At 46.9% G+C, this 15324-nt stretch carries 13 protein-coding genes; 4 read left to right on the top strand and 9 right to left on the bottom strand.

Translation table 11 applies throughout. The annotated features are described in order from the left end of the window. Nucleotides 1-49: 49 nt before the first annotated feature. Nucleotides 50-613 carry a ribonuclease HII gene (rnhB, locus tag VBY75_RS01145; protein WP_054488285.1) on the bottom strand — a complete coding sequence of 188 codons (564 nt, stop codon included), beginning with the start codon at nt 611-613 and terminating at the stop codon, nt 50-52. Nucleotides 614-716: 103 nt separating this feature from the next. Between rnhB and VBY75_RS01140 the strand changes: the two genes are divergently transcribed. Together VBY75_RS01140 and VBY75_RS01135 are read left to right on the top strand one after the other, a co-directional pair. After that, on the top strand, nt 717-2285 hold the full coding sequence (locus VBY75_RS01140) for an AbgT family transporter (RefSeq protein WP_278356549.1): 1569 nt from the start codon (nt 717-719) through the stop codon (nt 2283-2285). A gap of 4 nt (nt 2286-2289) precedes the next feature. After that, complete coding sequence (locus VBY75_RS01135) at nt 2290-3075, top strand: SDR family oxidoreductase (RefSeq protein ID WP_273022944.1); 786 nt, start codon at nt 2290-2292, stop codon at nt 3073-3075. Nucleotides 3076-3090: 15 nt separating this feature from the next. Here VBY75_RS01135 and VBY75_RS01130 read toward each other — a convergent pair whose 3' ends face one another. Further along, nucleotides 3091-3501 carry a VOC family protein gene (locus VBY75_RS01130; protein WP_273022942.1) on the bottom strand — a complete coding sequence of 137 codons (411 nt, stop codon included), beginning with the start codon at nt 3499-3501 and terminating at the stop codon, nt 3091-3093. A gap of 70 nt (nt 3502-3571) precedes the next feature. On the opposite strand from VBY75_RS01130, the gene VBY75_RS01125 reads away from it, so the two are divergent. Together VBY75_RS01125 and VBY75_RS01120 are read left to right on the top strand one after the other, a co-directional pair. Next, nucleotides 3572-3985, top strand: coding sequence for a DUF3293 domain-containing protein (locus VBY75_RS01125; RefSeq protein WP_054488291.1), 414 nt, complete (start codon nt 3572-3574; stop codon nt 3983-3985). Between the two features lie 27 nt (nt 3986-4012). Continuing rightward, complete coding sequence (locus VBY75_RS01120; protein ID WP_416511470.1) at nt 4013-4906, top strand: DMT family transporter; 894 nt, start codon at nt 4013-4015, stop codon at nt 4904-4906. Here VBY75_RS01120 and VBY75_RS01115 read toward each other — a convergent pair. From VBY75_RS01115 to VBY75_RS01085, 7 genes are all read right to left on the bottom strand, one after another. After that, nucleotides 4896-5951: an endonuclease/exonuclease/phosphatase family protein gene (locus VBY75_RS01115; RefSeq protein ID WP_416510659.1), complete on the bottom strand. Its 1056-nt coding sequence runs from the start codon at nt 5949-5951 to the stop codon at nt 4896-4898. The genes VBY75_RS01120 and VBY75_RS01115 overlap by 11 nt on opposite strands. A gap of 397 nt (nt 5952-6348) precedes the next feature. Next, nucleotides 6349-7929, bottom strand: a complete 1581-nt coding sequence (locus VBY75_RS01110) for a dihydrolipoyllysine-residue acetyltransferase (RefSeq protein WP_416510657.1) — start codon at nt 7927-7929, stop codon at nt 6349-6351. A 12-nt stretch (nt 7930-7941) separates the two neighbouring features. After that, nucleotides 7942-8919, bottom strand: coding sequence for an alpha-ketoacid dehydrogenase subunit beta (locus tag VBY75_RS01105; protein WP_054488299.1), 978 nt, complete (start codon nt 8917-8919; stop codon nt 7942-7944). Then, entirely contained in the window at nt 8919-10106 is a 1188-nt protein-coding gene (locus VBY75_RS01100; protein ID WP_199494570.1) for a thiamine pyrophosphate-dependent dehydrogenase E1 component subunit alpha, read from the bottom strand. The genes VBY75_RS01105 and VBY75_RS01100 overlap by 1 nt, the downstream gene beginning before the upstream one ends. 160 nt (nt 10107-10266) lie before the next feature. Next, complete coding sequence (gene astE / locus VBY75_RS01095) at nt 10267-11298, bottom strand: succinylglutamate desuccinylase (protein WP_416510655.1); 1032 nt, start codon at nt 11296-11298, stop codon at nt 10267-10269. A 12-nt stretch (nt 11299-11310) separates the two neighbouring features. After that, nucleotides 11311-12021, bottom strand: a complete 711-nt coding sequence (locus VBY75_RS01090) for a DUF599 domain-containing protein (RefSeq protein WP_054488304.1) — start codon at nt 12019-12021, stop codon at nt 11311-11313. A gap of 125 nt (nt 12022-12146) precedes the next feature. Next, the gene (locus VBY75_RS01085; protein ID WP_222235509.1) at nt 12147-15323 is read right to left on the bottom strand and encodes an efflux RND transporter permease subunit; all 3177 of its coding nucleotides are present in this window, start codon (nt 15321-15323) and stop codon (nt 12147-12149) included. Between the last annotated feature and the right edge of the window lies 1 nt (nt 15324).

Here is a 15324-nt window from a genome sequence, read left to right as displayed (position 1 = left end):
TAAAAGAGCTCAATGAATAGGCCTGTATTGTATGAATATTCAGGTTAAATCACAAGTTTGCGAGCACACGCTTCACCGGGTTAAAGCCCTTGCGATGTATAGGGCACGGCCCATATTTTTCTAATAGTTCAAGGTGCTTGGGAGTGCCATAAGCCTTGTGCTTGTCAAATTCATACTGTGGGTAGAGTTCATGCCACTTTAGCATCTGTCTGTCCCGTTCCACTTTCGCTAAAATCGATGCTGCCGCAATGCACTGTTCACTCGCATCTCCTCCCACTATAGCTTTTGCAGGGACGTTTAATTCAGGCACCCGGTTACCGTCCACTAAAACCATGTCAGGCTTAACCGGAAGTGCTTCAATGGCTCTTTGCATGGCTTTCATCGACGCCCAGAGAATATTAATAGCCTCAATTTCATCAGGATCAGATTGAGCAATAGCCCAGTAAAGCGCCTTTTCCTTTATTTCCAGACTGAGCTTCTCGCGCTTTTTCTCGCTCAGCTTTTTCGAGTCGTTTAGCCCTTCAACTGGATTCTCCGGATCCAGTATCACCGCTGCCGCCACAACCGGCCCTGCAATAGGCCCCCGACCGGCTTCATCTGTACCACAAATCATTGACACTTTTTTCACCCTGTTTGCTTTGTTCCGCTGCACAATAATGGTTATGATACCTGCGCATAATAATTAGACCAATAAAATAACAATCAGGGGTTACACCATAGCTCAATCTCCACAACCAGACCGTTCGCAAAAGGAAAAACCGGACAGTCTGCTTAACCGCCTTCTTGATGGCGTTGAAAAGGTCGGTAATAAACTACCTGACCCGGCCGTTATGTTTTTTGGCCTGCTCGTTATTGTCTGGGCAATGTCCTGGCTATTATCCGGCGTCAGCTTTGACGAAAAACACCCGCTAACCGGGGACACAATAGGCGTTACTAACCTATTAAGTGGTACCGAAATGGCCGCATTCCTTGCCAATATGGTTGACACCTTTATGGGCTTTGCGCCTTTAGGTGTTGTGCTGGTTGCCATGTTAGGTGTCGGCGTAGCCGAGCGCTCAGGTTTTATTAATGTCGCCATTAAGTTAATGCTGAACGTCACGCCCAAAATGTTGCTGACGCCAGTGCTGATTCTGGTTGCTATTGTCAGCCATACCGCCGTTGATGCCGGCTATGTGCTGGTTATTCCTTTGGGTGGTGTTATTTTTTACGCTGCTGGTAGACATCCATTGGCCGGTATCGCCGCCGCTTTCGCTGGTGTTTCCGGTGGCTTCAGTGCCAACTTTGTTCCTTCCGCTATCGACCCGTTGCTACAAGGTTTTACTGAAAGTGCCGCACAAATTATTGATGCGGATATGCAGTTAAACCCATTAAACAACTATTACTTTACCGCCGCTTCGTCAGTTATCGTTGTCGCTATTGGCTGGTTCCTGACCGATAAGGTGGTTGAACCTCGTTTACGCGGTGCCGAAATTGACGGTGATGCCGATGACATGCCTGCACTGGATGATGTTTCCCCGCGTGACCGCAAAGCGTTTTACGCTGGCGTAATCACCATGGCAGTAGGTTTGGCCCTGTTGTATTTTTCCGCAACGGCTGAAAATACACCATTAGCTGACCCGGCAACGGGTGAATTGGCATCCTACTCAGCCCCTCTTATGGGCATGATTGTGCCGCTTATTTTCCTGCTGTTTATTATTCCGGGCATTGTTCATGGCTACGTTTCCGGTAACTTTACCAACTCGCAGGACGTTATCGGCGCAATGACCAAGTCGATGGAAGGTATGGCTTACTATATGGTCATGGCGTTCTTCTGTGCCTTATTTATTAAAGCCTTCGGTGACTCTCAGCTCGGTACGCTAATTTCCGTTAAAGGCGCGAACTTCTTGGCCAGCCTGGAGCTGTCCGGTGGAGTTACCATGGTCGGCATCGTCATTCTGGTAGCCTTTATCAACCTATTTGTGGGTTCAGCTTCAGCAAAATGGGCACTGATATCACCAATTTTTGTACCTATGCTAATGCAGCTGGGTTACTCACCGGATTTAACTCAGGCTGCTTATCGTGTCGGTGATTCATCCAGTAATATCATTACTCCGTTGCTGCCCTACTTCCCGCTGGTTGTGCTTTACTGCCAACGTTACGTAAAAGGCACCGGCATTGGCACATTGGTTGCGATGATGCCATACACTATCGCTCTGTTGATTTTGTGGTCAGCGTTCCTGATTTTATATTGGACACTTGGGTTCCCACTCGGTATTCAGGCTAACTACGTTTACCCGGCGGGCTAAACTCATGACCTCTGTTAACAATAAAACAGTCTGGCTAACCGGTGCTTCTTCGGGCATCGGTCTGGCTTTGGCACGTCAGTTAGCCAATCAGGGTGCCAGACTGATTTTAACCTCACGCCGTGAGCAACAATTGGAAGAGTTACGACAAAGCCTTCCAAACAGCGAACAGCATCAGGTATTAGCTCTGGACTTAAATCAGCCTGAGAAAGCCAAAGAAACAGCGTCTGCGGCATTGAGAAATACACCGGTCGATATACTTATTAATAACGCCGGTGTTTCTCAGCGCAGCCCGGCTATGGAAACTGATCTCACTGTATACAGAACGCTGATGGAGGTCGATTACTTCTCGGTAGTGGCGTTAAACCAGGTGGTATTAGCTGATATGGTAAAGCGCCGTAATGGCCATATTGTCACCGTTTCTAGTGTGGCAGGTAAAGTTGGAACCAAACTACGCAGTGGTTATTCAGGCGCTAAGTTCGCAGTCATCGGCTATATGGACTGCCTGCGAGCGGAAATGGCCGAGCACAATGTGCGTTGCACCACGGTGCTTCCCGGTTTTGTACGCACACAAATAGCGCACAACGCATTGACCGGCGACGGCTCTTTAAGAGGTAAAGAAGACCAGGACAACGCCAGCGGCATTAGTCCTGAGCAATGCGCCGCCGATATTATCCGCGCTATTGAAAGCAATAAAGCGGAAGTCATTAGCGGTAAAGGCATGAGCAAAGTAGCACCGCTACTACAACGATTCTTCCCTGGTTTACTCAGAAAAATGTTGGCTAACCGGTGAGTTCGCTTACCGGTTTTAATTCCAGGCAGGGTTCCAGGTAATTTCCCAAATATGCCCATCCGGGTCTTTAAAAAAGCCCCCGTAGCCGCCCCAGAATAAGTCTTTTGCAGGTTTAATAATCTCAGCTCCTGCTCGTTCCGCTTCCACCATAACTTCATCAACCGCACTCCGGGAACTGACATTATGGCTCAGCAGAACTTCATTAGCCGCACGAGCGACATCAACGCCCATTTCTGCCGCAATACTTTTACGTGGCCATAACGCCAGTCTGAGTCCACTGGGTAATTTAAAGAACACCACGGCACCATGCTCAAACTCTTCACCTATAATGCCGTCGGTTTCCCAACCCAGGCCGTCCTGATAAAACGCCAACGAACGTTTCAAATCATCAACGCCTAAGGTGATCACACTAATACTGGGGTTCATAGAACCTCTTCACGATTAAGGCTAAACTCTTACAATGTACTCTAATCAACATTGATACTCCGGTCAAAACATGGATAAAGAACTGCTAAGCCATTATAAGAATACAGATTACTGGTTCACAGTTGATGACAAGACAATCACTCTGAATATAGGGCGGAAGAATAATGACTTTAACCGCTTATGTGAACGTTTCGGCTGCACTACGGGTGCTTTTATCACAGCCTGTAACCCCCAAAGCCAACTGCTCGCAGATGACGAAAACAAACGCAGAAACAAACAATTAGCCACTCATTTAGAGAAATTAAGCCAAGTTTACTGCTTTTCTGGTGCAGGACAGGACCGCGATCAACAATGGCCGCCGGAAGCCAGCTTTATGATTTTAGGACTCAGTCAGGAAACAGCCATTGACCTGGCACGAGAGTACCAGCAGAATGCGCTGGTCTGGATTGAACATCAACAAGCTGCAGTGCTCATCGACGTATGAGTTAAGGGGACATCATGCCATCACACCATAGCCGCTGATAAACAAGCTTTTGCTTATGCGATCATCGCCGTACTGTTATGGTCAACGGTCGCTACTGCATTTAAAATAACTCTTCAGTACATGACACCACTGCAGATGGTCACGGCTGCCAGCACGGTATCTTTTGTCATTCTAGCGCTGGTCTGCTTTATTCAGAAAAAAAACTCTGAGCTGATACTTGAGCTGCGTAAAATGCCTCTGTATTACCTGCTGATGGGGCTTATTAATCCACTAATTTACTACCTGGTGCTTTTTCAGGCTTATAAACTATTGCCGGCTTCCGAAGCCCAGCCACTTAATTACACCTGGGCCATTGCCCTTAGTATTATGGCCGCGCTGTTTTTAAAACAAAGCATACGTCGTCGCGACTGGATTGCCTGCGCCTTAGGTTATTTTGGCGTTTTGGTTATTGCCACACGAGGTAATGTGCTGGCTCTTAGCTTCAGTGACCCCTGGGGCGTTACGCTAGCGTTAATTTCCACTTTCTTGTGGGCTGGTTACTGGATCCTGAATACACGCCGCAACGCCGACTCCGTCGTGAGCTTAGTGCTTTCCTTCGGCCTGGCTTTACCCATACTCGTTGTGGCTAGTTTTATCTGGAGTGACTGGTCTGCAATACCCTGGCAAGGCTGGGCCGCAGTAAGCTATGTGGGATTATTTGAAATGGGAATAACCTTTTTATTCTGGTTAAAAGCCATGAAGACAGCCACCAATACGGCGCTTATCAGTAACCTAATTTTTATTTCGCCTTTTATCTCACTGTTGCTGCTCTCAGTAGTGATTGGCGAAACCATTTATCCAAGCACCCTTGTTGGCCTTATGCTGATTATCTTCGGGCTGTTAGTTCAACGTATTCACTTTCGGCGTAAGCTTAAGCCATAGCCTTGTTCACAATCTCATCGGCGGCTTCTTTGTCCTCTTCATCTGGTGAAGGGCCGTCATCCACACCGTTCTCTCCCGGTGCCAAAGCAAGCTCCGTCAGTAACGGAAAGTGATCGGACCCAAAGCCCGGTAAACGCGTCATTGAGACCAAAGCAAAATGATGACTGTGGAAAATATGGTCGAGCGGCCAGCGTGCAAACCAATATTCCGCATGAAAGGTATTGAACATACCGCGCCCAATTCGAGGGTCTAACAAGCTGCTGATTTTTCTGAAAAGAAGCGTGGTACGTGACCAGGCAACGTCGTTCAAGTCTCCGGTGACTATGGTTGGGTATTTCTCCGGCTCTACCCTACGAGCAACCAGCACCAGTTCGGCATCCCGCTCTTCCGACTCTTCATTCTCAGAAGGACTCGGTGGCGCCGGATGCACAAAATGCGCTTCTACTCTCTGTCCGCAAGGCAGTTCAATAAAGCAGTGTACCGACGGTTTATCGTCTTCAACCAAATATTCAACACTGACATCAGACAAAACATAACGAGAATACACATGCATGCCATAAAGGTTATCCAGAGGTACCTTTACCGTATGAGGATAATCCGATTCAATTGCATCCAGCTTCTCCTGCCACCAGTCATCCGACTCAAGCGTGACCAGCACATCTGGCGTAAAATCATGAACAAGCTTAATCAAGCCATCGCTATTATGGTTAGGGGTAAGAACATTGGCCGTCATAATACGTAAACGCTCGTAATGACTACCCGCCCGGACAGCTTCAACTTCCTTAGGAAAGAAAAACGTATAAGGCACAACCCACCATAGCTGACAAACTAAACAACCAATGAGGAGCCCCGAAGCAATAGCAGTAACAGACGTCCAGTCACGAATAACAACCAGACCCACAACCAGCAAGGCCACTAATAACACCGACAGCTGCAAACGCGGGAAGTCCAGACCCCGTATCCACCAAACCTGCGACCACGATAACGGAGCCAATGTGAGCACCATCAACAATACCGCTAAAGAAAGGTAAATAGTTTCAAACATGCTGGCTCTCAATGCTTCTCAGATAAGAAAACCATAGCACAGCTATAGAAAATAAGGGGAAAGGAAGTGTTAAGGCTCCTACGGACATTGCGCTCCGCTGGAAGTCAAAACCCTCTGATACAGGAGACGCAGCGAGCTCATCCATGAGAGCTTGACGAAGGCCATCCATGGCCTTCGACACTCCTGTATCAGAGGGTCTTAACTTCCGGCACTACGCACACTATCCGTAGGAGCCTTAACCTTATTAAACAAACCTAGATAAGAGGTAGGGAGTCAGGAACAAAAAAGAGTTAGATAAAAGCGAAGGAACTGTGTGACGCCATGGATGGCGTCACCCAAGCCCCCAAGGATGGGTTTACGGCGTGTTCCGAAGCTTTATCTAACTCTTTGTTTCTGACTAGACCATGTTTACCAGCATGCTGGTTGGGTCTTCGAGATATTCCTGCCAGAGTTTGTTGAAACGGGCAATGGTACCACCATCGATAATGCGATGGTCGCCTGACCAGCTTACCGTCATTATCTTACGGGCTACCACGTTACCGTTGGCATCAAAGCGCGGCAGTTCCTGCACTTTACCTAAAGCCACAATCGCAGCTTCCGGCTTATTGATGATAGGAGTTGCCACTGTACCGCCAATAACGCCGATGTTTGAAATACTGATAGTACCGCCTTTCATATCGGCTTGCGGCAACTTGCCTTCACGCGATGCCTGAGTCAGACGAGTGACTTCATTGGCTACATCAATAATGCTCTTGTTTTGTACCTGTTTGACGTTAGGTACTAACAGGCCAATTTTGGTATCAACGGCCATGCCAATGTTGTGGTCATCAAAGTAAGTGATCTCTGTACAGTCTTCATTCACCTGTGCGTTCATCACCGGGAACTCTTTCAGTGCCAGCGAAAGAGCTTTAATGAAGAATGGCATTACAGTTAAACGAATACCTTTCTCTTTGTACTGCTCTTTCAGCTTTTCACGCAATGCGATTAGCTCAGTAACATCAAACTCATCAGCATAGGTGAAATGTGGAATGGTGCTGACCGAGCTCATCATTTGCTTAGCCATAGCCGCTTTAACACCGCGGATAGCCTCGGTACGAGTACCACCAGTAGTAGCCGTTTTTTGTGACGGCTGACTATCAGTTGTTGTCTGCGCTTTCTGGTCACCTGACTTAAAGGCTTCAATATCTTGCTTCAGAACCCGGCCTTTTTTACCTGAACCCGATACTTCCGCAATATTAATATCGTTCTCACGTGCCAGACGGCGTACTGCCGGGCTTGCAATGGCTTTGCCCTGACGTCCTTTCGCTGGCGGTTCAGCCTCTGCTTTGGAATCCGATGACGGTGTCTTAGACTCAGGTTCAACATGACTCTCCGGAGCATTTGAATCCGATTCTTGAACGCCACCCGCGGGCTTCAACGCAAACAACGGCTTGTGTACTTCCGCAATATCACCCTTCTTGTGATACAGCTTAACCACGGTACCGTCGTCTTTCGCCGGAATTTCAACCGTTGCTTTGTCCGTCATGACTTCAACAACCGGCTGGTCTTCTTTTACTTCATCGCCTTCAGACACCAGCCATTCAACAATTTCACATTCAACAATACCTTCGCCAATGTCCGGCAAAATAAAGTCGGTTGTATCGCCACCGGCTGAGGTTTGTTTTTGCTCAGTTTTCGATTCTTCTTTTTTAGCCGGCGCGCTGTCTTTTTCTTTGGCCGGCGACTCATCAGAAGAGCCGTCAGCTGGCTTAATGGCAAATAACGGCTCGTGGACCTTAGCGATATCACCTTTCTGGTAATACAGCTTTTCTACAACGCCGTCGTCTTTAGCCGGGATCTCAACCATGGCTTTATCGGTCATTACCTCAACCACAGGTTGGTCTTCTTTAACCTCGTCACCTTCGGCAACCAGCCACTCAACGATTTCGCACTCTACGATCCCTTCGCCGATATCGGGCAGAATAAAGTCTTTACTCATGTCGATGGGTCCTTAGTAGTTCATTGAGCGTTTGATCGCTTCATAAATCTTCAAATGATCAGCCATGTACTCTTTCTCATGACACAGCGGATACGGTACATCGATACCGCAAACACGGGCAATTGGAGACTCAAGATACAAGAAGCATTTGTCCTGAACGGTTGCCGCGATTTCGCTGGCAAAACCACCGGTAATAGGTGCTTCCTGGCTAATCACCAGGCGTCCGGTTTTCAAAACTGACTGAGTCACAGTTTCAACATCCCACGGGGAGATGGTGCGCAAGTCAATCACTTCGCATGAAACGCCATCTTCTTCGGCTTTTTCAACTGCTTTTTCGGTCATTTCCATCTGCGCGCCCCAGCCAAGAACGGTAATATCTGTACCTTCTTTGACCACGTCAGCTTTGCCTAGTGGAATAGTGTATTCTTCTTCAGGAACCTCACCTGTTGAGGCGCGGTACAACCGCTTCGGCTCCATGAATAACACCGGGTTTTTATCAAAAATAGCGCTCAGCAGTAACCCTTTTGCTTCGTACGGGTTACGTGGAGTCACAATTTTAATGCCCGGCGTATGCGCAAAGTAGGCTTCCGGAGACTGTGAGTGGTAATGACCACCGGCGATACCGCCACCGTACGGTGTACGAATGGTTAAACCACCAACGTTGAACTCATTACCTGAACGATAACGGAACTTGGCCGTCTCATTCACAATTTGGTCAAATGCCGGGAATATGTAGTCACCGAACTGAATTTCAGCAATAGCAAAGCTACCCTGCGAAGCAAGACCATTGGCAAAACCAATAATGCCTTGTTCAACCAAGGGTGTATTAAAGTTGCGATGTTTGCCGTATTTTTCGGTCAAACCTGAGGTTGCACGGAATACACCGCCAAAACCACCAGTATCTTCACCAAAACTGTATACGTTGTCATGTTTGGCCATCGCCAGGTCTAGCGCGCTGTTGATGGCCTGTAGTAAATTCATTTTAGCCATTAGTCCAGTCTCCCCGACGTTTTACTGTAGGCATCCGGGTATTTGCGGATGTGCTCTTTTAACTCGTCTAACTGCTCTTTCAGCATGTCAGTCGGTTCGTCGTAAACATCATTGATCAGTTCATCAATGTGCGGGACCGGTACTTTTTCTGACTCTTTTAATGCTGCCAGAACTTTCGCTTTTACTTCTGCGTGATGCTCTTCAACGTGATCTTTATCCAACCAGCCTTCATTCATCATCCACTTCTGCAAACGATCAAGTGGGTCTTTGGCCTGCCAGTCTGCTTCTTCATCACGAGTACGATAACCTGTAGGGTCATCTGACGTAGAGTGACCTGACATACGATATGACATAGCTTCAATCAATACAGGCTCGTTTTCTTCTACAGCTAAACGACGAGCTTCCTGCGTTGCCTTCAACACAGCGAAAACGTCGTTACCATCAATACGTATGGTTTTCATACCATAACCAATACCACGCGGTGCGATACCGTCACCAGCATACTGCTCGCCTTGCGCTGGTGTAGAAATAGCGTAACCATTATTACGGCAGAAAAAGATAACCGGCACTTTATAAACTGATGCCATGTTCAGAGCGGCGTGGAAGTCACCTTCAGATGCTGCGCCTTCACCAAAGTAACAGATAGTGCACTTTTCGGTTTTATCCATTTTCTGACCAAACGCATAACCTGTTGCCTGTGGAATTTGCGTTCCCAAAGGCGACGATATGGTCATGAAGTTTAAGTCAGCGCAACCGTAGTGAACCGGCATCTGGCGGCCTTTACCTAAGTCTTTCTCGTTAGAAAACAGCTGATTCATAAACTGTTCAACGGTAAAACCTCTATATGCTAAAGCGCCCTGCTCACGGTACTGGCCCATGATCATGTCACCGGCATCCAGCGCGGCGGCAGAAGCCACGCTTTCAGCTTCTTCCCCCCGGGAGGCCAGGTAAAAACTGATACGACCCTGACGCTGAGCGGCAATCATGCGTTCATCAAGAATACGGATAAATTGCATAGTGTCGTGAATTTTCACGATCAGCTCTTTATCGTACTCCGGCATATCGGCATCTTTATGGAAACTGCCATCTTCTTTTAAGATTTGCAGCATTGGAATTGTGACTGAGTCTTTATCAAACCATTTCGGTTTGGTCACAATCTCTGTGTTGTGTTTTTTATCCTTGGCCATAACCTTCTCTTTCGGTTTTAAGCTGGGTGGAAAATTGCCGCTACTTTACCTTTACGTAAAGTGACATGCAAACCACACACTAATGAAAACTGAGTGCGCTAAGTGTAAATAGAAACGAACAGTAATAACAACAAAGCCTGACTACTTAGACCAGTGAGTCTCAGACCAGGTCGAGCGATTCTGTCGGTACCCGTACCACAGTTAATAGCGCCCGATGTCCCAGCGCCACTTTGGCATTGGGGAAAATAATATGTTCACCATCGTGCTGAGCGTAATGCTTTTTGTCACCGTCCCGCGCTAGTAAATCCCCTTTATTAAAAGAGGTAAAGTTAGCAACATTATCCGCAAAGTTTAGCTCAAAGTCCTGCTGAGTGCGGTTAATGGTTTGTGCTTCTTTAAAGACATAGTGTTGTTCTGGCTCAAAGGGACCAAATTCCAGCTCCATTTCAGAAATCAATTTACGCAATGAATTTTCGGCTCCGGCAAACTGAGTACGGTCATTTTCGCCAAATGGACGCACCTTACCTAATTCAACCGTAAATGCCTGCGCATTAAACTGCCTGACACTGAAGTAAGAAAAGGTGGTTGTCGGCGCTTGGTTTAATAAAACGGTATCGACCCCACAGGCCAGTAAGAACTGAAGCTGTTCCCGACTATAAGGTGCTCCGTGTGTAAACGGATAAACGGCAAACTTCTCGCGTTTTGAGTCCCGAATTGCTGTATGCAAATCATAGTGCAGTCGCTCTCGGGAGCCATCTGGGGCTTCCTGGTAAAACCGCTCTACGTAACTCTCAATTTTAGCCGCACGCTCGCGTTCTTTGTTCTGGGTATCACCTTGACTATGCGCGCCGCTGAATAACCGGTTCATGTTTTCTTCAACAAAGCGTTCGCCTTTATTAATTGAAGCCGGGTTTGCAATTAGAAACAGAGTGCGATGTGTCACTGTCTGCTTTTCATTAATAATATCGTTAATAATGTCACGGCAAATTTCGATAGGAGCCGTTTCGTTACCATGCACTGCACAAGATAAAATAATGTCCTTTCGGCCAGGATTTTTTGGAGTAACTTCTAGTACGCCACTGTCCCAAACCGACAATTTCGTGCCATCGGCAAGCGTTAAATCATGACTTTCATCACAGCCCCACTGGTGCTCGCGAGTCCAGGCAAGAAAATCAGAAAAGACTTTATTCACAACGTTCTCCTATTATTTTTTTCCCGGTACATAACCTTTAGTCGCCAATAACTCGCGTAAAACGCGCGAACGGTACTCACGACGATACAGAACTGCAACAACAATAGTGCTTGAAATGATCAGCATGACGGGGTGTAGAAACCAGGATAAATAGGCCAAAGCAAAGTAGTAGGTACGTAAGCCTTTATTGTACTCGTGACCGGATTGATCCAGTACTTTGGCTGCATGCATAGCAAAACGCTGACGCTCCTCCTCAGGTTTATTCTCCTGATGGTACTCGACTGAAGCTCCTAACAGCACCGATACAAAGCCAAACTGACGAATTGACCAGGTAAACTTAAAAAAGGCATAGATAAAAATGAGCGCCAGAACCGACAGCTTAAACTGCACTAAAATAGGAACCGTATCCGGACTCATTGGAATTTCATTTAAGACCAAAACGACTTCATCGGCATGAGCTAATACAGTAATGACACCAGCCAGCACCAAAATCGTAGAGGATGCGAAGAAAGTCACTGTACGCTCCACATTGCCAATTAAAGACGCATCGGCAACCTGATTGTCCTTGTGCATCACGGCACTAAACCAATCAATTCGTAATGAACACAGGATACTCGATAGGCAGTGAGTGGTTCTGGCACGCTTACGTGCAAACAATGAGTAGCCTATCCAGCAAAAAAAGAAAAACAGTAAAGCGCTAAGATCAAGAAGTGACAGCAACATGTCAGCGTTTCCTATGAAATGATCCATTTATTAAATAGTGTAATGACATTAGTTTACCAGTTTATGACCGCTCATACGATAAAGCCGGAGACTTAGCTCCGGCTTTATTTTCTCTTCTCAGGCACTTAGTAGTTTTCTAATGCCTCTTTCGTACTCATATCTTTGGGTTCCGGCGGTTTTGCCAACCCATACCAGGACAACATAGTACGCAAGCCCCGTTTACTATCGGCCAGAATGAGATACAGGCAAGGTATCAACAATAAGGTGATAACGGTGGCAAAGATAATACCGAATGCCAATGATATCGCCATTGGAATCACTATTTTCGCCTGCAGACTCTTCTCCAGTACAATCGGTAGCAAACCAAAGAAGGTGGTCAACGAGGTTAAGGTAATGGCCCGGAAACGGCGACAACCGGCATCCAGAACAGCCTTACGTAAGTCGGTTCCCACTTCACGTGCACGGTTAACATAGTCGACCATAACCAAACTGTCGTTTACCACAACCCCAGCCAGCGCAATGATACCGAACAGACTCAAAATGCTAACCGGCATACCAATTACCCAGTGCCCGATAACCGCACCGATAACCCCAAAAGGTATCACCGACATAATAATCAACGGCTGACTGTATGATTTCAATGGAATAGCCATTAGCGCATAGACTGCAAACATCGCCAACAAACCACCAATTGCCAACGAACCAGTCGCTTCCGCCTCGTCTTGAGTAGCGCCCTGTAATTCAAAGCTGACACTTGGATACTTATCCAGAATAGTCTGGATTTTCTCTTTACGAACCTCTTCGACAATGCGGAAAGGCTCAACTTTATCTTTATCCGCACGAGCACGAACATTCACAGAACGTTGACGGTCTATACGAGTAATGGTGCTGTAACCTTCAGCAAACTCAATATCCGCCAGTTCGGTAAATGGAATTTCAGACCCGTCCGGAGCGCGCAGTTTCATATCCTGTAAGTTACCAACAGACTCGCGTTGATCACGAGGGTAACGAACCATGACTTTTACTTCTTCGTCTCCCCGCTGAATACGCTGTGCTTCAGCCCCATAAAATGCGTAGCGAACCTGCGTAGCCAACTCAGCCAGGTTAATACCCATGGCTGTAGCCAATGGCTTAGTCTGTAACAGAATCTCTTCTTTACCGTCCCCAAAGGTATCTTCTATATCGAAGACACCATCGTATTCGGCAAGTACGAGCTTCAGTTCATCCGCTGCGGCTTTTAGTTCGTCCAGGTCTTCACCTACTAGCTGAAATTCAATGTCAAAGCCACTACCTCCACCTATACTTCCCTGGAAGTTAAGCGCTCTTACACCGGCCAGTTCAGGCACCGCCTCACGCCATTGATTTACAATTTCAAAACCGTCTATCTGGCGATCTTCGCCTTTTTTCAACTCAACAAAAACCGTACCTGCCGTAGTGCCATTCATCCAGATATTGGTATGTCTGACAGCTCCGTCACCCTCTGTTTCCTTAATACGATTATCAACTGCCGTCAGAGACTGCTCTACACTATTCAAAACCTCAATAGTCCGTGTTTCTGACGTACCAGGCTGCATTTCTACATTTGCCTGAACAAAGTCACTCGGAATATCCGGGAAGAAAACCCAGCGAACGATACCGCCGCTCATAAGGCCTATCATTAAAATCAGCAGACCAACAAAACTCGCTAATGTTGTATAGCGATAATGCAGGCACTTTTTAAGAAACGGTCGGTAGTAATTTTCAACGAAAGATTTAATGGCACCGGCAAATTTATTGCGGAATCGCTGAAACGCATTCGCTTTTTCACCTTCTTGCTTGGAGTATTTCATTTTGCTGATGTGCGCAGGCAGAATCAGCTTTGATTCGACCAATGAAAACGCCAGACAAAGAATAACAACCCAGGCAATAGACTCCCAGATTGCGCCCATACCACCTTCAACAGTTAACATGGGGACGAACGCAACCATGGTAGTCAACACGCCAAAGGTTGCCGGCATAGCAACTCGCTTAGCCCCCGCAATAACGTTATCAACTGTCTTACCGTTTTCTTCTATTTCGGTGTAAGCACTCTCCCCTATGACTATGGCATCGTCCACCACTATCCCTAACACTAATATGAAGCCAAACAGCGATATCATATTAATAGAAACGTCAAACATGGGGAGTGGCATTAATGCAATGGTTCCCAGGAAACAGACAGGAATACCTATCATGACCCAGAACGCCAAACGCAACTGCAGGAAAAGCGACAACATGAGGAAGACCAGCAAACCACCCATCCACATATTGTTTAGCATAAGATCTAAGCGACCCTGGAGGTAATAAGAGGAATCTCCCCATTGCGCCAATTGGACCGCATCGGGCAATTCCTTATTTTTTCTTTCTACGTAATTTCGAACGTATTCTGCTATTTTCAAATCATTTTGATCACCGACCGATTGCACCCGAACAAAGGTTGCCGGCTTACCGTCAAAACGAGTGTAAGACTCCTCTTCCACAAAGCCGTCTTGCACTTTAGCAATATCACCCAAAGTTAAACGAGTACCATCAGCCCGGCTTAACAGAACAATTTTTTCAAACTCGCCGCCAACATAAGCCTGGTTATTCGCGCGCAATAGAATATCGCCATTAGGCGTTTTAATTGAGCCGCCAGCCACATCAATTGAGGTACCACGCACCGCTTCAACTATTTGCGAGAAAGTCAGTCCATAACGCTCAAGATCTTGCTGCGAAATTTCGACTGAAATTTCATAATCACGGTCACCAACAACATCAACTTTGGTAATGCCGCCCACCGTCTTCAGTTCATCACGAACTTCCTTGGCCAGTTCTTTGCGCCCCCTCTCATCCAGGTCACCGTATACTGACATCCAGATAACTTGTCGCTGGGGACGAACCCGGTAAATATTCGGCTTTTCAATTTGCTGAGGGAAGTTAGGAATAGCATCCACCAGCATTTTTACTTCATCCATGACAACCTGTACATCATAATCAGGCTCTACTTCTAATGTGACTGTACCGCCGCCCTCGCGTGAGCGTGAAGTCATTTCCTCGATACCGTCAACATCTTCAATAGCGTCTTCTATCAGCATAATCACACCCTGTTCAACTTCCTGAGGTGCGGCGCCGGGAAATGGCACCTGAATGCTGATAATATTTAATTCAACTTCTGGAAACATTTGCTTGCGTACACTAAACACCGATAACGCGCCAGCAACCAGAATAATGATCATTAATAGATTTGCGGCCACTGTATTGCGTGCAAACCACGCAATCAGGCCAGTCTGTTTTTCTGTCGTCATG

Source organism: Idiomarina sp. HB, assembly GCF_048059115.1.
Classification (GTDB): domain Bacteria; phylum Pseudomonadota; class Gammaproteobacteria; order Enterobacterales; family Alteromonadaceae; genus Idiomarina; species Idiomarina abyssalis.
This window is presented reverse-complemented; position numbering and strand designations above follow the sequence as displayed.